The sequence below is a fragment of the Streptomyces sp. C1-1 genome, from assembly GCF_050214755.1.
GTDB lineage: Bacteria > Actinomycetota > Actinomycetes > Streptomycetales > Streptomycetaceae > Streptomyces.
Genome location: NZ_CP189827.1, coordinates 261,083 through 279,235, shown reverse-complemented (window position 1 = coordinate 279,235; position 18,153 = coordinate 261,083). Strand labels below are relative to the sequence as shown.

22 protein-coding genes and 4 pseudogenes are annotated in these 18,153 nt (G+C 66.5%); 17 read left to right on the top strand and 9 right to left on the bottom strand.

The window, feature by feature from the left end; translation table 11 throughout:
* The first annotated feature begins 212 nt into the window (after positions 1–212).
* The 4 genes and pseudogenes from ACQF4J_RS47675 (at position 213) to ACQF4J_RS47660 (ending at position 1,948) form a co-directional block, all read left to right on the top strand.
* Positions 213–665 (top strand): DUF5709 domain-containing protein, encoded by a 453-nt coding sequence (locus ACQF4J_RS47675; protein WP_427168908.1) that lies wholly within the window; start codon positions 213–215, stop codon positions 663–665.
* A 137-nt stretch (positions 666–802) separates the two neighbouring features.
* Positions 803–925: pseudogene (locus ACQF4J_RS47670) on the top strand (sulfite oxidase-like oxidoreductase); the annotation flags it as partial.
* Positions 895–1,641, top strand: a complete 747-nt coding sequence (locus tag ACQF4J_RS47665) for a ferredoxin reductase (RefSeq protein WP_427168907.1) — start codon at positions 895–897, stop codon at positions 1,639–1,641. The pseudogene ACQF4J_RS47670 and the gene ACQF4J_RS47665, both read left to right, overlap by 31 nt.
* A gap of 10 nt (positions 1,642–1,651) precedes the next feature.
* Positions 1,652–1,948, top strand: coding sequence for a DUF6510 family protein (locus tag ACQF4J_RS47660; protein ID WP_427168906.1), 297 nt, complete (start codon positions 1,652–1,654; stop codon positions 1,946–1,948).
* Between the two features lie 101 nt (positions 1,949–2,049).
* On the opposite strand, the gene ACQF4J_RS47655 is transcribed toward ACQF4J_RS47660, so the two are convergent.
* The gene (locus ACQF4J_RS47655) at positions 2,050–2,613 is read right to left on the bottom strand and encodes a YceI family protein (RefSeq protein ID WP_427168905.1); all 564 of its coding nucleotides are present in this window, start codon (positions 2,611–2,613) and stop codon (positions 2,050–2,052) included.
* A gap of 174 nt (positions 2,614–2,787) precedes the next feature.
* Positions 2,788–3,045, bottom strand: a complete 258-nt coding sequence (locus ACQF4J_RS47650) for a hypothetical protein (protein WP_427168904.1) — start codon at positions 3,043–3,045, stop codon at positions 2,788–2,790.
* Between the two features lie 366 nt (positions 3,046–3,411).
* Here ACQF4J_RS47650 and ACQF4J_RS47645 point away from each other — a divergent pair, with 366 nt between their 5' ends.
* The 3 genes from ACQF4J_RS47645 (at position 3,412) to ACQF4J_RS47635 (ending at position 5,541) form a co-directional block, all read left to right on the top strand.
* Entirely contained in the window at positions 3,412–3,864 is a 453-nt protein-coding gene (locus ACQF4J_RS47645) for a hypothetical protein (RefSeq protein ID WP_427168902.1), read from the top strand.
* 16 nt (positions 3,865–3,880) lie between these two features.
* The gene (locus ACQF4J_RS47640; RefSeq protein ID WP_427169012.1) at positions 3,881–4,507 is read left to right on the top strand and encodes a TetR/AcrR family transcriptional regulator; all 627 of its coding nucleotides are present in this window, start codon (positions 3,881–3,883) and stop codon (positions 4,505–4,507) included.
* A 716-nt stretch (positions 4,508–5,223) separates the two neighbouring features.
* Entirely contained in the window at positions 5,224–5,541 is a 318-nt protein-coding gene (locus ACQF4J_RS47635; protein ID WP_427168901.1) for an Imm51 family immunity protein, read from the top strand.
* A 25-nt stretch (positions 5,542–5,566) separates the two neighbouring features.
* On the opposite strand, the gene ACQF4J_RS47630 is transcribed toward ACQF4J_RS47635, so the two are convergent.
* Both ACQF4J_RS47630 and ACQF4J_RS47625 read right to left on the bottom strand, forming a co-directional pair.
* Entirely contained in the window at positions 5,567–6,688 is a 1,122-nt protein-coding gene (locus ACQF4J_RS47630; protein ID WP_427168900.1) for an IS630 family transposase, read from the bottom strand.
* Between the two features lie 97 nt (positions 6,689–6,785).
* On the bottom strand, positions 6,786–7,157 hold the full coding sequence (locus tag ACQF4J_RS47625; protein ID WP_427168899.1) for a GNAT family N-acetyltransferase: 372 nt from the start codon (positions 7,155–7,157) through the stop codon (positions 6,786–6,788).
* Positions 7,158–7,331: 174 nt separating this feature from the next.
* On the opposite strand from ACQF4J_RS47625, the gene ACQF4J_RS47620 reads away from it, so the two are divergent.
* The 5 genes and pseudogenes from ACQF4J_RS47620 to ACQF4J_RS47600 all read left to right on the top strand — a co-directional run.
* On the top strand, positions 7,332–7,700 hold the full coding sequence (locus ACQF4J_RS47620; RefSeq protein ID WP_427168898.1) for a GNAT family N-acetyltransferase: 369 nt from the start codon (positions 7,332–7,334) through the stop codon (positions 7,698–7,700).
* A 368-nt stretch (positions 7,701–8,068) separates the two neighbouring features.
* The gene (locus ACQF4J_RS47615; protein WP_427168897.1) at positions 8,069–8,374 is read left to right on the top strand and encodes a DUF427 domain-containing protein; all 306 of its coding nucleotides are present in this window, start codon (positions 8,069–8,071) and stop codon (positions 8,372–8,374) included.
* 235 nt (positions 8,375–8,609) lie between these two features.
* Positions 8,610–9,089 carry a peroxiredoxin family protein gene (locus tag ACQF4J_RS47610; protein WP_427168896.1) on the top strand — a complete coding sequence of 160 codons (480 nt, stop codon included), beginning with the start codon at positions 8,610–8,612 and terminating at the stop codon, positions 9,087–9,089.
* A 167-nt stretch (positions 9,090–9,256) separates the two neighbouring features.
* Positions 9,257–9,441, top strand: a pseudogene (locus ACQF4J_RS47605) (FAD/NAD(P)-binding protein); the annotation flags it as partial.
* Positions 9,415–9,998 (top strand): annotated as a pseudogene (locus ACQF4J_RS47600) (zinc-binding dehydrogenase); the annotation flags it as partial. The pseudogenes ACQF4J_RS47605 and ACQF4J_RS47600, both read left to right, overlap by 27 nt.
* Before the next feature lie 227 nt (positions 9,999–10,225).
* Here the strand turns inward: ACQF4J_RS47600 and ACQF4J_RS47595 are convergent.
* The gene (locus tag ACQF4J_RS47595) at positions 10,226–10,585 is read right to left on the bottom strand and encodes a GNAT family N-acetyltransferase (RefSeq protein WP_427168895.1); all 360 of its coding nucleotides are present in this window, start codon (positions 10,583–10,585) and stop codon (positions 10,226–10,228) included.
* Positions 10,586–10,640: 55 nt separating this feature from the next.
* Positions 10,641–11,252, bottom strand: coding sequence for a sigma-70 family RNA polymerase sigma factor (locus ACQF4J_RS47590; protein ID WP_427168894.1), 612 nt, complete (start codon positions 11,250–11,252; stop codon positions 10,641–10,643).
* Between the two features lie 578 nt (positions 11,253–11,830).
* Between ACQF4J_RS47590 and lpdA the strand changes: the two genes are divergently transcribed.
* Positions 11,831–13,204: a dihydrolipoyl dehydrogenase gene (gene lpdA, locus ACQF4J_RS47585; protein WP_427168893.1), complete on the top strand. Its 1,374-nt coding sequence runs from the start codon at positions 11,831–11,833 to the stop codon at positions 13,202–13,204.
* A gap of 452 nt (positions 13,205–13,656) precedes the next feature.
* Here the strand turns inward: lpdA and ACQF4J_RS47580 are convergent, their stop codons facing one another.
* Complete coding sequence (locus ACQF4J_RS47580) at positions 13,657–13,950, bottom strand: hypothetical protein (protein ID WP_427168892.1); 294 nt, start codon at positions 13,948–13,950, stop codon at positions 13,657–13,659.
* 240 nt (positions 13,951–14,190) lie between these two features.
* Positions 14,191–14,841, bottom strand: coding sequence for an alpha/beta hydrolase family protein (locus ACQF4J_RS47575; RefSeq protein WP_427168891.1), 651 nt, complete (start codon positions 14,839–14,841; stop codon positions 14,191–14,193).
* Between the two features lie 350 nt (positions 14,842–15,191).
* On the opposite strand from ACQF4J_RS47575, the gene msrA reads away from it, so the two are divergent.
* The 4 genes and pseudogenes from msrA to ACQF4J_RS47555 form a co-directional block, all read left to right on the top strand.
* Positions 15,192–15,692 (top strand): peptide-methionine (S)-S-oxide reductase MsrA, encoded by a 501-nt coding sequence (gene msrA / locus ACQF4J_RS47570; protein WP_427168890.1) that lies wholly within the window; start codon positions 15,192–15,194, stop codon positions 15,690–15,692.
* Positions 15,693–16,013: 321 nt separating this feature from the next.
* Positions 16,014–16,484 carry a peptide-methionine (R)-S-oxide reductase MsrB gene (gene msrB, locus ACQF4J_RS47565; protein ID WP_427168889.1) on the top strand — a complete coding sequence of 157 codons (471 nt, stop codon included), beginning with the start codon at positions 16,014–16,016 and terminating at the stop codon, positions 16,482–16,484.
* Between the two features lie 185 nt (positions 16,485–16,669).
* Positions 16,670–16,999, top strand: coding sequence for a hypothetical protein (locus tag ACQF4J_RS47560; protein ID WP_427168888.1), 330 nt, complete (start codon positions 16,670–16,672; stop codon positions 16,997–16,999).
* 214 nt (positions 17,000–17,213) lie between these two features.
* Positions 17,214–17,534: pseudogene (locus ACQF4J_RS47555) on the top strand (Dyp-type peroxidase domain-containing protein); the annotation flags it as partial.
* 159 nt (positions 17,535–17,693) lie between these two features.
* Here the strand turns inward: ACQF4J_RS47555 and ACQF4J_RS47550 are convergent.
* Positions 17,694–17,999 carry a hypothetical protein gene (locus ACQF4J_RS47550; RefSeq protein ID WP_427168887.1) on the bottom strand — a complete coding sequence of 102 codons (306 nt, stop codon included), beginning with the start codon at positions 17,997–17,999 and terminating at the stop codon, positions 17,694–17,696.
* Positions 18,000–18,153 lie beyond the last annotated feature (154 nt).

Genomic DNA, 18,153 nt, shown 5'->3' with positions numbered 1-18,153 from the left:
TCTCCGGACAAACGCGGGGGAGGGGCAGCACCTGGATCGGCCGGGGAGCTGGGGCCGGCACGCGCGGGTGACCTCCGCCCGGACGAGGAACCCGCGCCGGCTCGGCGACGCCGCGTAGATGCCGCGTCCACAACGTGCCGCTTGGATGAGGGGACCCGGGCCACTGCGGCAGGACGGCGCGGGGAGAAGACGACACGGCCTGGGAGACCCTGATGACGGCAGCAGATGACGCTTCGGCGTCGAGCGATCCAGCAGACTTCAACCCCTTGCGCCCCGAGGAGGAGTACGACGAGGACGAGTTCGGCGAGGACATCCTCGACGAGGGGTACTCGCCTCCCGAGAGGTCCCTCGGTGTGTCCGAGTGGGGCCTGACCGCCAGAGAGGCGGCCTCCCACGAGGACTTGACCCACCGACTGAGGCGCGAGGTTCCCGAATTGAGCGCGCAGGACGAAGGCGACGGACTGGGCGACACCGTCGACACCGACGGGGAACTCCTCGACGACCAGGTCGGCGACGAGCGTGCAGGCCGCCTGGTCGGCTGGGACAGGGACGGCGACGTAGGCTTCGACGACGATTACACGGCGCGGGACGTCGGCATCGACGGCGGCGCAGCCTCGGCGGAAGAGGCAGCCATCCACGTCGTCCCCGATCGCGACATCGAATGACACCAGTCCCGAGACGGACGGCTGGAGGCGATGTCGGGCCATGTGGCGCGCGACCGGGTCTCCGGCCGACAGCACGCACGAGCCCCGTTCACCCGCACCGCGCTCACAGCGCCCACGCACCGGATCCCCGACGCCCGTTGTATCTGTGGAAGTGCGCCAAGTGGGTCCGCGGCGACGACGACACCCAGGGGTTCTGGGAGAGCGCCGGCTATCACAACTACGGAGACCCATGGCGAGAGCAACGGTACTGGGGAGACTAGGCGACCGACTGCGTTGGAGAGCGGCCGAGGTGACAGGACGGCGTGTCGAGTCGCCGACGGCCGTCACCCTGACCTTGGACGTGCCGGGATGGCCCGGCCATCTCGCCGGCCAGCACGTGGACGTCCGCCTGACTGCGGAGGACGGGTACAGCACGCAGCGCAGCTACTCCATCGCATCAGCCCAGGACGGCACACGTGTGGAGCTGACGATCCAGCGAATCGCCAACGGCGAGGTCTCGCCCTACCTGGTCGACGAGTTGGTTCCCGGCGACCGGCTGGAGCTGAGGGGTCCGGTCGGCGGCTGGTTTGTATGGCGGCCGGAGCAGCACGAGCCGGTGCTTCTGGTGGCCGGAGGGTCCGGGCTGGTGCCCCTGATGTGCATGATCCGAGCCCGGCATGCGGTCGGCAGCCGGGTCCCGTTCCGGCTGATCTATTCGCTCCGCTCACCACAGGAGCAGCTCTACGGCCCCGAGATGCAGCAGGGCGGCCCCGGACTGGACGTGACACGCATCTACACACGCGAGGCCCCACAGGGGGCCGCGCGCCCCGCGGGCCGCATCACTCCGGAGGACCTGGCGCGCCACGGCTGGCCACCGGACTTCGAGCCGCTCGTCTACGTGTGCGGCCCCACGGGCTTCGTCGAGAAGGCGGCCGCCTACCTGGTACTGCTCGGGCATGCTCCCGAGCGCGTGCGAACCGAGCGCTTCGGCGGCTGAGGAGGCCGAGATGACATCGCAGAACGAGGCGCCCGTCGGCGTCGCCGAGACCCACGTGGACGGCAACGCTCTGGCCGGGCCACTCGCTGAGATCTTCGCCGTGGACCTCACCGTGGCGATCAGCCGGTGTGCCCACTGCGGCCGGACCGGGCCCGTCGCCGGACTACGTGTGTATGCCCGGGCCCCGGGACTGGTCGCCCGGTGCCAGAGCTGCGGACAGGTGATGATCCGCCTGGTGAGCACAGCGAGAACGAGCTGGCTCGACATGCGCGGCGTCACCGTGCTGTCGATCCCCACGGGAGGTTGACCCACAGGCGCGGCGCTCTCCGGGCATGTACCGCCCGGAGAGCGCCCGCAGCCTGTACGTGTGCGACCCTGACCGCTCGGCGCGGGCTCGGAACACAGCGCTCAGGGCCGCCATCCGATGGGTTCCTGCTTCACTGCGCAGACGTCGAAGAACAACTCGACGTCATCGCCCGCGAACCAGCCGCCCGCCTCGACGCCCGCGGTCCGCAGCGGGCTCCATTGCGAACGCTTCAGTACGGAGCGCCCCGCTACCGTCACGAGCTCCGGACCCTGTGGTCCATGGGCGCGTTCGTGGCGCACTGCGTCGACAACGAGCGACTGCGTGATTCCCCTGAGTGACAGGTTGCCGACGAGGCGGAACAGGCCCGCATCGTGGACTTCGGCCGAGGAGGACCAGAACGACACGAGCGGGTGCCGCCCGGCGTCGAGGAAGGCGGCTCCGCACATGCGTGCGTCCCGTTCCTTCGAACCGGTGTCGAGACTTGACGCCGTCGCGTACACCGCGAACGCCGTCCGCTCAGGTTGCTCGCGGTCCAGGGTGAGCGTGCCCGCGACGTGCCGGAACACGCCGCGAAAGCCGGCGGATGCAAGGTTACGGGCGTAGAGACTGACGTTGCTGTCGTCCGGGTCGATGAGGTAGGTCGCGACGTCTGCTGCGCGCTCCACGGCGCGCGACCGGGTTCCTGGTCCGCTGGTCATATCGGCCTCTCTCATCCGTCCCACGTCGTTGATGATTAGCGGCGCACGCCTCCGGAGCCCTTACCGGCGTCGGCCTGGAGGTCTGGAGGCTTGGAAGCCGCATGCGGGTGTGGTGAGGCCTAGGAGCCCTGTGTGCTCTGGTCAGGGGGTGCTGTCGGGAGGGGGAAGCCGCAGGATTGGCGGTGCACGAAGGGGGGTTGATGGTGGCCTTGCGCGGCGGCAGCGAAGGGGAGGCGATCCGGGACAGGGCCATAGGCGCCCTGTTCGCCGAGGACAGGCCGCCTGAGCCATGGCAGTCAGCCGAGGGGGGAAGAGGTTGGCCCATTCGAAGTCGTCGAACGACACGAGGGCCATGTCGCCCGGGACCTTCAGGCCGTCGGGGTTGCGCAGTGCGCTCATGGCGCCGATGGTCATGCGCTTGTTGCCCGTGACCGGAGCAGTGGGTGGTTCGGGAGGGACAGGAGCTGCCGGAGGGCGGTCTCCGCCCCGTCCTCGCTGGAGTCGCCGTAGGGCGGGACCTGTGTGGGGCTCGCGCCCCCACAGTGGGACGCCCCCCCCGCGGGACGGCTCCCGTCTGTTCGCCAACCCGCCAGCAGCGACAGGACGGCGGTCACATAGCGGTGTCAGCGCCAAGCTTCTTACCTTGCCTAACCGACGTACGCGCTGCGGACGATTTGCGGGCCACCTGCCGCCATCAAGAAATGGACGAAATAGTCCAGTCACTGGCAGGGTGGGCCAGTGGTGTCGACTGGTTGGGAGGGAACGATGAGGACGCACATCGCGGAAGTCCTGGCGCGTGAGAGTGCTTGTCTGGCCGTGGTCACTGACAGGGCGAAGTTGGCGGACTGGCGCCGCCGGGTGGTCGAGGAACTCATGACCCCGTCGTCGCCGTACGTGTTGGCGCTGCGCCAGACAGGTGACCTACGCGCGCGAGCCGACTTCCTCGATCAGTGGCGCGAGCTCATCGCGGAGGCGGTTGACCGGTTGCTGAAGTCCGGTGCCCCGGGGGGCGGGCTGTGCACGTCGCACCGGACTCGACAGGCCGGTGCCGACGCTCAGAAGATCGCGGTGCTGATCCTTGCAGCGCTTCAGGGGGGCAGCACTTTGAGCCGGATCGCACGAGATCCTCGGCCTCTCAACGCGGCGCTCGACCTCGCGCTCGTGCCTTTGGCGGCAACCAAGGACGACTTCCTGGACGGGGATCGGGAGGACCGATAAGTACCATGAACTCGTGATGACGACCGCTGATTCTCACAACGGCAGACGCCTGACGGCGCGCGGCGCAAAGACACGGGCAAGGATCGTCGCCGCAGCGGCCGACCTGATGTACGTCAAGGGAGTCGGCACCACCACGCTTGACGATGTGCTGGCGGCGAGCGGGGTGAGCAAGTCGCAGTTGTATCACCACTTCGAGGGCAAGGATGCGCTCGTGCGAGCGGTCGTTGACCACGTGGGGGAGCGCGTCATCGAACGCGAGCGCAGGTCTCTCGGCCACGTCTCGACGATCCGGGGTCTACGACGATGGCGTGACGCGTTGGTGCAGAACAGTGCCCTTCAGCATGGCGCCTACGGCTGTGCGCTCGGTTCGCTGGCCACCGAGGTCTCCGATCACGACGCGCTCGCACGCCGAGCCCTGTCGCAGTTGTTCACGGCGTGGCAGGGGCTCCTGGCTGGCGTGCTGCGACGGATGCAGGACCGTGGCGTACTCCCGCCCACGGTGTCGACCGACCAGCTCGCGACCGGGCTCATGGCAGCCCTCCAGGGCGGTTACTTGCTGGCCCAGACGGCGCGCGACGTCACACCGATGGCAACTTCGATCGACATGGCACTTGAACACATCGAGAACATGTCTGTTGGGTGAGAGCCCTCAACCAACAGGGGAGACGACTTCGGCCCGAGACTCAGCTCACCGCTCGTCGTAATTCTTTGTGAACCGTGAGTCGGCTCGGCCGCGTGGCAATCCTGATTGGTTGCCAAGGCCGATGCGCCCTGGTCAAGTGCGGAGGCAAAGATCAGGACGCCGGTCACGGTGATGCCGGCTGCTGTCACTGTCCAGGCTTCGTGGCGCTTCAGTGGGAACTGCCGGTGAGTGATCAGACCGAAGTCTCCTTGTGGCAGCACGGTACCGTCGAGAAACCTCAGCCACTTGCCCGCTCACCAGATCCGAGCTTTGCCTAAGGGCCCGCATGATGAGCCACGCGCTGTCATCGGCAACGACCGGTAAGGGCTGAGGATGAGGAGGGTTCCGGCGAAGTCGTATGCGACCGCAGCCGACATCGCCGATCGATCAGTCTGTCGGAGACGCTTCATCGGCATTGAAGGTGTACGGCAGGAACGACTTCTGGTCGTCTAGGGCCAGGTCGGGCTCAGGGGCGTGGAGTTGTTCAGCACCCGGACGTCGTGTACTCGTGGACAGCCGCGGCACTCTGCTTGTGGCTGATTTCCTCGCGCCGAGGCTGCATGGCCTCGGTACGCTCGGCCGGTCGCGGCTAGTGCTGTGACCGGAAAGGTTTGCCGGGTTCGGCGCGGGCGAGCAGGGCTGGGCATTCTGTGTGCCGGGGGTGGGAAGATCGCGGCGTGACAATCACCCTGCATGACTTCGATGGTGAGCACTCGCTGACGCTCGATGTCGGCGACCTGGCCGCTGATGCGGCAGTGGTTGCCGCCGGACACGAGCCCAACGGGTACTTCTGGGAAGGTCTTGTGCAGTTCGCCTGGCCGGATCTTGCGGAGCGCCTCGACTTCGACAGCGAGGGCGGCATGTTCTGTGCGCTCGGGAGCTCGAGTGACCTCACGCAGCTCAAGACTGTCCTTGAGCCCGTGATCTCGAGCCCCAGCGCGGTTCGCGAGCTTGTTGCCCGTGCGGAGACGGCAGGCTTCGAGTTCGACGACTGATGCTGTGCCCAGTAGGTCTGCCGGTTCAGGCCGCAAGCTGGAGGGTTCTTCCGCCCCAGCGGATGTGTTTCTCGCTGCGGATGCGTGCGCGCTCGCGTCGTTGGGCGGCGAGGACGTCTGGGTGGCGGGCGTTCTCGTTGCGCCAGCGCAGGTAGGCATGCAGGGCGCGGGTCTGGACGGTGTGGTTGGGATGGTTCGAGTTGGCGAGGGTGAACTGCCGCAGGGGCCCAAAGTGGGCCTCGATCGGATTGGCCCAGGACGCATGGGTCGGGGTGAAACAGAGCTCGACCTTGTTCCGGTCGGTCCAACGGCGGATCCGCCGGTTCAGGTGCGCGGACAGGTTGTCGAGGATCACGTAGATCGGGGCGCCGTCCGGGCGGGCCGCACGGATCGACCGCAGTGCCGCCCAGGTGTGGTCGATGCCCTTGCGGCGGCGGACAACTCCCCAGAGCCGGTCGTCACCGACCGAGTAGCAGCCGTGGAAGTAGGTGATGCCGTGGGTGCGTCGGTAGGTCGCCGGCAGCCGGTCCGGATTCGACCGGGGAGCCCAGCACGATCCTGCGATCGGACGGACGCCGAGCGGGCCGAACTCGTCCAGGGCGAAGGTCCGGTCCGGCCGCTCGGTGAGCGCGCACTCGATCCGGTCGAGCTTGGCGTCGAAGTCCGGGTCCGGGGACTCCTTCCAGGTCTTGGTGCGCTGGAAGGAGATCCCGCGGCGGAGTAGGAGGCAGCGCAGGGCCTCCCGGCCGATCCTCACCGGGCGGGCGATGTTGCGGCGCAGATGCTCGGCGAGCTTGCGGATTGACCAGCGGGTGAAGGGCTTGCCCAGCACGGTCGGCCGAGTGGTGGCCGCCTCGACGACGAAGTCCTCGTCTTCAATGCTCAGCAGGCGGGGATGGCCTCCCGCCCATTGAGGGTCCAGACAGGCCAGCCCCACCTCGTTGAACCGGTGGATCACGTCCCGGACGGTGTCCTCGTCGGCCTGGACCAGCTGCGCGATCACCGGGACCGGGCTGCCGCCCGACGAGGCCAGGAGCATCAGCGCCCACCGAAACCGCACCGAACTGGTGCTTCCCCGCCGGACGATCCGCTGCAGCTTCTGCCCCTCCTGCTCGGTCAGCCGGCGAACCCTAACCGGTGGTGCCATACCCGCCCCCTTGCCGAATGCCGTCACCGGCACCCAGCACAACGAGCAACCCGGCAAAGGTTCCCGGTCACAGCCTAGGCGCGGCGCAGCCCGCAGCTCAGTGCCCGCTGGTGGTGTCGCGTGCGGTGTAAGTGGCGATGAAAGCCGAACGGTTGATGTCGACGGATTCCTTCCAGGCGGGGTGAGCTTGGACGTAGTCGGCGACGAAACCGCAGTAGATGCCGATCCTGGCCTGGCCTCGGTTCCGGCTCAGGTCTTCCAGGGCGTGGCGCGCCAAGGCTGACGCAATGCCCTGGTGTCGTTGGTCCAGGTCCACGTACGAGTGCGTGAGCGAAAAACGTCCACCCGTGGTCTCGTAAGCCAGGGTGCCGACGACCTGGCCATTCCTCAGCGCCTCGTAGAGACGGGCGGTCTCGTTCTTGCGTACCTCAACGGCGGCCGGTGATGGCTCCATGTCCACTTCTGGCATTGCTCGTCTCCAGTCGGTGGCCCTGTGTAGCTCTGACACAGGGGCGTTCGAACGGACTATATAGTCCAACGTATGATACGTGTTGCTTTGTTTTTTCGGTTGGCAGGCTTCTAGTTTGGACCATTGAGTCCAATGTGAGTCTGGGCGAGTGAGTGCAGGGAGAGGAGCGGCTCGATGAGCAGCGAGGAGCAGGTGCCGGTGACCGAGAGACTGATCGACAACATCGATCGAGGCCGCTTTGAGCTCTACCGTCATCATGACCTGGTCGGCTGGCTCTACTACACCCGCCTGAAGCCCAACCGGTACGCCCTTCGTCACACTGAAGTGGAGTCGAGTCATCACCACCAGGGGATCGGGGCCACCCTGGTGGGGCGAGTGTTCGACGAGATCCGCTCCCGCGGGGGCACCATCACCGCGATCTGCCCGTTTGTGGTCGACTACCTCTCGCGAACCACCACCTATGTCGATCTGGTCGACCCCCGGCACCCGGGCTACTCCGATCGCGCAGCTGCCGAGTCGGCGCTGGCGGAGGCCGGTGGCTGACAGCACCGAGTCGCGATCTCTCCAACTCCAGCTCCTTGAGTTGCTTCTGCGGCACCGGATCGTGCTGGGCCGCGCTGTCGGACCGTCTGCCATGCCGCCGACGAGCCCGCACCTAACCCATTGCCCGGTGGTGCCAAAACACAGGTAAGAAGCGGAGCCCCACTCGACACCAACCCTCTACTCGAACGCACAAAGGATCCTAGGCTGCCAACTGGTCGCGCGAATTAGGCCCGATGCCCGAACCAGCGACGGGCGACTCGGAGCGTCCTCGCACCTAGGCATTGATGGCTCCGGGCCAACGCAGTTGGCTGCGAGAGCGGTTGGGACCCGTGTAAGGGCAATCACGAGAGGAACGAGGGGAAAGAGTCATGAAGGCACTGGTCGGCGAAACTGTCGTGGCGGAGGCTGCGAGCGAAGCGGTGGTTCGCATTGAGGGAAATACCTACTTCCCACCGGGCTCCGTCACGGCTGACACGCTCCGCGACAGCCCGACCCCCTACATCTGTCCCTGGAAGGGGAAGGCCCAGTATCACGACGTCGTAGCCGGCGAGACGGTGCTCAGGGACGGGGCCTGGTCCTACCCGAACATCAAGGAGTCGGCGGTGACCCGTGTCGGTCGCGACTTCAGCGGCTACGTCGCCTTCGACGCGCGCGAGGTCAGAATCGAGAACTGATGCATCTCGTCGGCCGTCGGCAAGTGCTTCGTCGGCACTCTGATGGTCGGTCGACTCCCGGGTGCCGTCGGTACAGGGGTGGCCAACAGCAGTCTCACCCCGTAAATCGCCGACGCCGCCCCAGCAGGTCGGTTTGACTGACCTGGGCGGCTTCCAGTCAGGGGCCCATGCTCTGCCTCACCCTGGGCGCCATCACCTCCGGCACATTGACATGCCTGGCCACCAAGGAAGATTCATGAATCTGTTGAACTCCGGCGCGGAATTTCCCGCCCTGAAGGTCAGCATCGTCGGACGCGGCACCCTCGACATCCGCGAGGAGCTCGCCGGCAACTTCGGCGTCGTCCTCTTCTACCGCGGTTCGTGGTGCCCTTACTGCACCGCGCAACTAAGGGCCTTCCAACGGGCGAGTGACCGATTCACGCAGGTGGGGATCAAGGTCGTCGCCCTCTCCGTCGACGACGAAGCCACGACGAAGGAACTCGTGGACAAGAACAAACTCACCTTTCCCGTGGCGCACAGCGTGGACGCCCACGCGATCGCCGAGGCAACCGGTGCCTTCCTCAACGACGACCCGGTACACCTGCAGTCCACGGGCTTCGTCCTGGCTCCCAACGGCACCGTCATCACTGCTGTCTACTCCACCGGGGCGATCGGCCGACTCCTGCCGGAGGATGTCCTCGGTCTCGTCTCCTACCTCAAGGAGCACATGGGCTGATCGCGCGGGCTCGGAGCCGGTTCACTCGCGGCGGCGGGATGCGGTCAGGAGTCTGACCGCCTCGCACTTGACTCCGAACACCTGCGCGGGGGAGGGGCTGACCAACTGCGCGGCGATGGGGGCCGATACGTCTGGCCCCAGCCGGTGTGGACCTACGAGCGGAGAGCATCACGCGGGAGATCGTGATCGTCGGTGGAGGCTGTGCGGGCTTCTACACTGCGTGGCGCCTCGAGAAATCGCTCCGAAGGAGCGAAGCACGGGTCAAGGTGTCGACCCACGCCCGTACATGACCTACGAAGTCTTCCTGCCCGAGGCGACGGCCGGATCAGTCGAGGCACGTAACGCCGCCGTCGACTTCACGACCGGCGCGGCCATGGTGATGCCGGGCCTGACCGCGTGGCAGGGTCTGTTCGAGCACGGCCGCCTGCGAGCCGGGCAGAGTGTCGTCGTGCAGGGTGTGGCCGGCGCAGTCGGATCGATGGCGAGCCGGCTCGCGCGAGAGGCCGGCACCTACGTCATCCGGCACCGGGCGGCCGGCAGGCGGCGCTCGACTTCGGCGCGCAGGAGTTCGTTGACCTCGTAAGGACACCCTCGAGGACGTCGGCGGGGTCGATCTGGTCTTCGATGTCTTCGGCGGAGACCTCGGGCAGCGGTCCGTGAGTGTGATGCGAGCCGGAGGAACACTGGTGACTATCGCCGGTCCGCAGGAGGCCCGGCTCGCGCAACGGCCTCGCGATCGACTTCGTGGTAGAGCCGAGTCGCACCCAACTGGGCGAGGTTGTGCAGCGGGGACGGGACGGTCGGCTTGGGACCAACATCGGCAGCGTGGCGACCCCTGACGACGCCGTCGCCGCGTTCAACCCGACCGAACGGGTCAAAGGAGAGACGATCATCCGCGTTCGTCCGTGAGGGCGCGGGGACTGCCGAGTGGGGGACTACTCAGCGGCGGGCTCGCGGCACCAGGCACTCTGGCCGGCTGAGGTGCTGCGCCGCCGCCCATCAGTGCGGCAGTCGGAGAGGCAGCAGTTGGGGATCGGTCGCCTGCAGCTGGAGCGTCGGCGCAGGCCGGCGGGAGACGGCCAACTCTGCAGGGTGCAGGTGCGACGTTCGGTCGGTCACCTTCCAACCGTCGGAGGTCAGGCCGCGTGGTCCCCGCCGGAGCCGAGGACCCAGATGCCCGGGTGGCTGGGATCGATGACGTCGGCGTACTTGACGCTCCGCGTCATGAACCGAGCGACGGCAGGACAGTGGACCGTGGCCTTCTGCTGTCTCTCATTCAGGTCGTCAAGGACCACCTGAATGAGGATCTGGGACAACCCCCGCCCACGACAGGTCTCGTCGACCTCGGTGTGGCCAAGGACCCGCCGCTGCTCGACGACACGATACGACAGCGTTCCCACCTGCGCTCCGTCCACGTAGAGCGCATATTTATGGTTCTCTGGTTCGTCGACGGCCCGGACGCGCTTCGCGCTGTCGTCGAACAACACCTCGGTCATGACATCTCCCTTCGCGCGAACCCACCTGATCCCCCGTCCCCAAGACACGCGAGCGTCAAGATGCCTGGGCCCCTCCACTCCGGTTTTGAGACAGCAACAGGCTGCGCAGTTGCTTCCGTCCCCGGTGGATGCGGGACATGACCGTGCCCACGGGGGTCCCCATGAAGTCCGCGATCTCCCGATAACTGAATCCCTCGACGTCCGCCAAGTACACGGCCGTCCGGCGAACCGGTGGGACCATGCTGAGGGCCGCCTTGAGGTCTGGGCTGGGCATGTGAGCCAAGGCGGCGGATTCTGCGGAGCCGAACGCCATGTGGTCGTATGCGTCATGGTGTGGCAGTTGCTGTTCCTCGGCATCCGCTACGAGGTACTGGCGCGGCCGGCGCTGTTCCCTTCGGTACGTGTTGATGTACTGGTTCACGAGTATTCTCCGCATCCACGCGCCGAAATTCGTTCCAGGGCGGTATTGATCGAACGACGCATACGCCCTCGTGTAGGCGTCCTGGACGAGGTCCTCTGCATCGGCCGGGTTTCGCGCCATCCTCCGGGCCGCAGCAAGCAGTGATCGCCGATGTGCCAGGGCGTCCTGCTCAAACCGAGCGCGGCGTTCCGTACAGCTTTCGTTCTGACCCCCAGGTGAGGGGCGTTGAGGGGGAGGCTTCGCCACTGGCCCCTCCTCTCTGCGTCTGGCGGATACGTCAGCCGTTGATGCGTATGGGCGTAATGGACGCCTATCGCCGTCTGTTGCGGCATTACCGGGTTGGCGGCTCCATTCGGTTCGGTTCTTACTGGCCGGGAGCTCGGGGTCACCGAGGGTGGTGCGCAAGGAGCGGCACCAGCAGGATGAGGGTCGGTCCTTGCAGGGGTGACGTCCCTGCGATGCGGCAAGTGGGCCCTCATGCGCCACGGCCTCTCGTGGCGATCCGCGACGGCGAGTAGACGCAGAACCGATCCTGATGGGTCTTTCTTGAAGCCAGGCGGTGCGAGGGTGTGCGCATGGCTCGGCCCGAGATGGGACGACTCTGCGGGTTTCTCACAAGCGGTCCGGCAGGACGGCGCCTGCTTGCCGTGCGCCGCGGACTGCGTCTTTCCGGTGGGCACCACGGTTGCGCGTCGTCGGGAAGGCTGCGCGGAAGGCGTCGCTTGCGATTCCGCCGGACGCGGTGAGTCGTCGCACCAGGCCGTGAAACCTCGTAGGCGGGGCTTTCACATGTAAACGGACAACGTGAAAGGCAGGGGCCCCACATGACGGAAGCCTCCGACAGCTTCGATCTTGTAGTGCTCGGTGGTGGCAGCGCGGGGTACGCAGCCGCATTGCGCGGTGCCCAACTCGGCCTGCGCACAGCAATGGTCGAGAAGTACAAGCTGGGGGGCACCTGCCTGCACAACGGGTGCATCCCCACCAAGGCCCTGCTGCACGCGGGCGAGATCGCCGACCGGACCCGCGACGCGGAGTTGTTCGGGGTCAGGGCCTCCTTCGAAAGCATCGACATGGCGTCCGTACAGCGCTACAAGGACGACACGGTCGACGGACTCTGCCGAGGCCTGACCGGCCTGGTGAAGGCACGCGACATCACGTACATCGAGGGCGAGGGCCGTCTGTCCTCCCCGACCTCCGTCGACGTGAACGGCCGGCGCGTGCAGGGCCGTCACGTCCTGCTGGCGACCGGCTCCGTGCCGAAGTCGCTGCCGGGCCTGGAGATCGACGGCAACCGGATCATCTCCTCCGACCACGCCCTCGTCCTGGACCGCGTACCGAAGTCCGCGATCGTCCTCGGCGGCGGTGTCATCGGCGTCGAGTTCGCCTCCGCCTGGAAGTCCTTCGGGGACGTCACGGTCATCGAGGGCCTCAAGCACCTCGTCCCGGTCGAGGACGAGAACTCCTCGAAGCTTCTTGAGCGCGCGTTCCGCAAGCGCGGCATCAAGTTCAACCTCGGCACCTTCTTCCAGAAGGCCGAGTACACCCAGGACGGCGTCAAGGTCACCCTCGCCGACGGCAAGGAGTTCGAGGCCGAGCTCCTGCTCGTCGCCGTCGGCCGCGGCCCGGTCTCGCAGGGCCTGGGCTACGAGGAGCAGGGCGTCGCGATGGACCGCGGCTACGTCCTGGTCGACGAGTACATGCGCACCAACGTCCCGACGATCTCCGCCGTCGGTGACCTCGTCCCGACGCTCCAGCTCGCGCACGTCGGCTTCGCCGAGGGCATCCTGGTGGCGGAGCGTCTGGCCGGTCTGAAGACCGTCCCGATCGACTACGACGGTGTCCCCCGCGTGACCTACTGCCACCCGGAGGTCGCCTCCGTGGGCATCACCGAGGCCAAGGCCAAGGAGATCTACGGTGCGGACAAGGTCGTCGCTCTGAAGTACAACCTGGCGGGCAACGGCAAGAGCAAGATCCTGAACACCGCGGGCGAGATCAAGCTCGTCCAGGTGAAGGACGGTGCCGTGGTCGGCGTCCACATGGTGGGCGACCGCATGGGCGAGCAGGTCGGCGAGGCCCAGCTGATCTACAACTGGGAGGCGCTGCCGGCCGAGGTCGCCCAGCTCATCCACGCCTACCCGACGCAGAACGAGGCGATGGGCGAGGCCCACCTGGCCCTGGCCGGCAAGCCGCTGCATTAGCAGGACCGACAGCTCCACGGGGGCATCGATCCTGCATAGATGAGCTGTAGATCAACGCTGCAATACCATTTGCGGAGGAACAACTTACTGACCGGCCCGGCGCGTCAACGCCTTTGCCAGATGCATTGGTTGCAAGGAGAACCGGCGTGAGTCGGTTGGGTCTGGTTTCTTGCCGGACGGGAATTCGGAGGACATCGTGAGCAGTGCAGACTCTACGGTGCAACAGGATGCTCGAGCAGCGCTTTTCGAGGCCATCGCATCTCAAGCGCGACAGCAGGCGGAGCACAAGGACCATGGAGCGGTCGCAGCGGCCTTGAAGGACCTGGCAGAGGCGTATGCCTGGGCTGCGAACCAGCACGAGAGCCCCGGCAATCAGTGAAGATTGCCACCCATTTCAAGGGTCGATCTCTCACGCCGAACATGGCGCGTAGCGACGCCCGCGTCTCACTTATTCAAACGCAGGAGAGATGATGTCTGAAGGCACTGGCGACGATGAATGGGGTCCGCATACACCGGATGCGGTTCTCCACACGGGAACGGAAGAGTTGCCCGACCCCGAAGAGGTAGTACTGGCATCCGGCCACGACATCACACCGGAGAGGCTTGAACAGGCACGCCGCCTTCTCGATGAAGAGGGCGCTGCCGGTGTGGAGAAGTTGCTCCCTTGAAAGAGCACCGCTGTGGCGAGTATTGAAGGCAATCGGAGTCACCGCACCCGGGTGACGGACGTCATCCTCCTCGACCATCCCGATCCTCCGTCGCTCTGTACGGGCAGGGTGGTCACCGAGGTCGAGGTCGCCGGCGTAGACCCTGGGATCGGCTCACCGCCGCCCACACGCCCCCGTCCTTGGTGCACTGGAACCCGCCGCGGCGGCCGCGCTTCCCGTCACCCCCCCCCCGCATTTCAGGCTCTGGAAGCGCTGCGGCTCACTACGGGGGCGCTCCGCGGCGTCCGGACCAGCGTCCGAACGGCGCGTCACGTCATCTCAAGACGGGTTGGCAAACTCCAGGGTCGCTTGCGCGAGGTCGGTGAGGAATCGAGCACGGTCAAAGCCCTCGCTTTCGACCATGCCCGGCGGAGGCGTATTCATGAAGCTGAAGTGACCGGCCCCTGGCACGACGCGAAGGTCGACCTGGGCTGACGCGCTCTTCAAGCGGACGGCCTGCTCGACGGGCGTGACGGTGTCCATCTCCCCCGCATAGACGAGCATCGGCGCTTTCACCGCGTCCAAGGCACCCGGAGCGGCGAACCAGCCGGCTGCGGGCGCGTACAAGACGAGACGGCCGACACGTGGCTCGCGTGGGACATCCAGCGGCCTGCCGTCCCGCCCCCAGGGCGTCGCACCGGCGAGACAGAGGCCGGCCCATCCACCGATCGAGTGGCCGACCACCACAACAGACGCGTCCTCAGACGCCCAGCGGCGGAGCGCCTCGACCAGCCCAACCGGGCGTGCAAGCAACTCGGCCGTGGTCGCCTCCCGAGCAGCGAAACGCTCGAAGTAAGGCGCAATGACCTGGCAGTCGTGGGCTGCCAGATGCTCCAGGAGGGGCCGGTAACGCTCCGGGTCGCCGCCTGCTCCAGCAGCGAAGAGCACGACACGCTCACGGTTCGTGGGACCAAGGGTCAGTGCCTGCATCTCGCTCCTTCACCACAGCGCCGTTACCCGAAGCCGGCCCGCGGGTCACACCATGCCCTGCTATGGCCTGAGATTAGCGCGCAGCAGATCGCGGCACCCGAACGGCGCGTCACATCAGCAGGGGCAAAGGTTCTCTGACGCGGCACTAGCCATACCCAATCTTCCGCAAGAGACGTAAGGAATCCACGGGTCGTGCAGCTAACCACCGTGGGCGCTGCACGGCCGCTGTCACGGTGCCCAGGCCTGAGGTCACCGTGTCGAACGGACCACGGCCGGGGTCGAAGAGCACGATCCAAGCGCTCTGGCCCGTCGGGTCGAGACGGCGGAATTCACAGAAGGGCGGCACGGCAATGGCACACCAGAAGGCGATTCTGGCAGGCGGATGCTTCTGGGGCATGCAGGAGCTCTTTCGGGCCCTGGACGGCGTGGTCTCGACGCGTGTCGGCTATACGGGGGGCGAAACGGCGAACCCGACCTACCGCAACCACGGCAGCCACGCGGAGGCCATCGAAATCACCTACGACCCCGCCCGGACCGACTACCGGGCACTCCTCGAGTTCTTCTTCCAGGTGCACGACCCCACCACGCTGAACCGGCAGGGCAACGACGTCGGTCTCAGCTACCGGTCCGCCATCTTCTATCTCGGTGAGGCACAGCGGCGCGTTGCCCAGGCCACGATTGCCGAGGTGGACGCTTCGGGCCTGTGGCCGGGGAAGGTCGTCACAGAGGTGATGGCGGCCGGCGCCTTCTGGGAGGCCGAACCTGAGCACCAGGACTATTTGCAGCGCTATCCGAACGGGTACACCTGCCACCGCATCCGCCCGGAGTGGCGGCTACCCGAGGCGTCGTAGCCGGCCCCGTAGCTGATCCCCGGCAGCCTTGTCGTTCCACTCCCGAAGGCCGACCACAGCGACCGGTGCCGCCCGCGCTAGCACCGGCACCGCCGTGCTGTACCGCCGCTGGGCCAACACGGACAAGCGCGTCTGGCCGCACTCGAGCACTACCACAACCCCATGACCGGGGTGAGATCGACCTGGAACGAATTCCTCCCGCGGTGCTCAGCATGCCGTACGACCTCGTGTGCCGCTGTCTTCCCGCGAGGTAAGGGAGCGCTGGCACGTGACGCGAAATCTCAGAAGGGCTGATGCAGCCACGCCGCCAGGGAGGCAACTATGCCGGAATACACCAAGAGTCCTGAACGCCTCGCACAGCTTACAGAAGTGCAGTACCGCGTAACTCAGCAGGACGAGACGGAACCCTCTTTCGCCAACGCTCTCTGGGACAACAAGGCCCCCGGCATCTATGTGGACGTCGTGTCGGGAGAGCCCCTGTTCTCCTCCGTGGACAAGTACGACAGCCGCACAGGGTGGCCCAGCTTCACCAAAACCCTGGAGCCCGGTCACATCGTTGAACGTCCCGACACCAGCCACGGGATGGTCCGTGTCGAAGTCCGGTCGGTGAACGGAGACAGCCACCTCGGGCATCTGTTCCCTGACGGCCCCAGTGACAGGGGCGGCCTTCGGTACTGCATCAACTCGGCCTCCCTGCGCTTCATCCCCGTCGGGGAACTGGAGAAGGAGGGCTACGGCCAGTACCTGAGCATGTTCCAGATGCCGGACGGGAGCGTCGCCGAAGCAGAGTGAATGGCCGCACAGGCGGTCCGAGAGTGGCGCCGGGACATCACCGCCTCGCCCATCAACGGAAGCGGGCTTCGATGCGCGGGGTCAGAACGCCAGCTCCGTTCCGCTGTTACCCGTCCGCGCAGACACCTGCGCCCCGAACCGCCACAGCTCGCAAACCCGGATTGGGCCCACGGGAGGTCCCCGAAGTGAACAGGAAGCTCAACGGAGTATCAGCCGAAGACGGCGCACCTGTACCGGCCGAGGAGATTCCCGGCGCTCTCACTACCAGACGTCTCGTCTACACCGACGGAGCGACACAGACCTTCGACTCCGACGGCACCACTCGCTACATCGAAGGCGGACGGGAGACCGAAGGAACGTGGTCCCTCGACGACACCGGCCACTTCTGCTCGTTCTGGCCGCCGTCCTATCGGGCCTCCTACGACCTGTGCTGGATGGTGGAGGGGGGAGAGGCTGTCGGCCTCCGGTTCTCGGATCTGCGAAGCGGGAGCCACTTCGAGGGCCGATACCAGTGAATGCTGGAGACGTTGCTGGAGGAAGTGCGGTCTCCCTGGCACCCCATCGCTGTGGCCGCACTTCGAACACCGATCACCAACCAGCCTCTACGAGGCTCGGCATCGCCGCGGGACCTCCACCAGAGTCCGTGGCGGCCGCGCATGCGGGCCGTGGGCAGGGCCGGCAGTGAGTGGCTGGCAACTGTTGGAAGAGGGAGGGCACATGGCTGATGAGATGTCGGCACCGCCGCCCCAGACGGTTCTGTGCCCTCTCACCAGTGCGGCGATCTTCCTCGTCGTCACGATCGACCCCGGCGGGGAAGCCGTGACCCGCAACCTACTGTCCGACCTGAGCTTCCTGCAACGGTCTGTGGGCTTCCGAGCCGAACCCGAGAGCAGGCTCAGCTGCGTCACCGCTATCGGCTCACAGGCGTGGGACCGGTTGTTCGCCGAGCTCCGCCCGGCGCAACTGCATTCGTCGCGTGAGCTGAACGGCCCGGTGCACCGAGCGGTGTCGACACCGGGGGACCTGCTCTTCCACATCCGCGCGCTTCGGAGATCATGAGTCGGCTGGGGAAAGCGGTGACCGTACGCACTTGCGGGACAGTTCCTTTTGGGCTTTCTTCAGCTTCTTCTCTCCGCGCGCCGCAAAAAGCGCGGGGAGTCGATCTTCGTGCCGTCGGACGGGACTGCGAGCGGTACGGCTGCACCCTGGTCAAGATCGGCCGGCTCGAACCGGCCTCCCAGGCTTCAAGACATGCCAGAGCCCGGCAGCGCCCCGGTCATCCTGCGGGTGTTCGGAAAGTCCCGGCCATTGGTCCGGCCCACCTCCCTGCCACTCGATGTGTTCACTCTCCTCGACTTCGATTTGATCGAGGTCGGCAAGTCGGAGAATCTCGATGACGTCGTCCAGATGGGAGGCGACTCCCAGGAGCACGTCACCGTCGGTAACCCGGCGGGAGCCGTCCAGCGCCGGGGTGTGCACCACGATGTGCGGAAACCGGTGTGATGTCTGCGTCATGACCAACCTCGTGTTTTCTGAAGCGCTCGGAGCCTCTGCGGGCAGGTGCCGGTGGGGCCGAGCAAGGGACACGGCAAAGGGATGGTGGGCGACGAGAAGTCGGCCTAACGCCCGCCATCGCGACCGACCCCCGAGAGCCATGCCCGCCTGTACG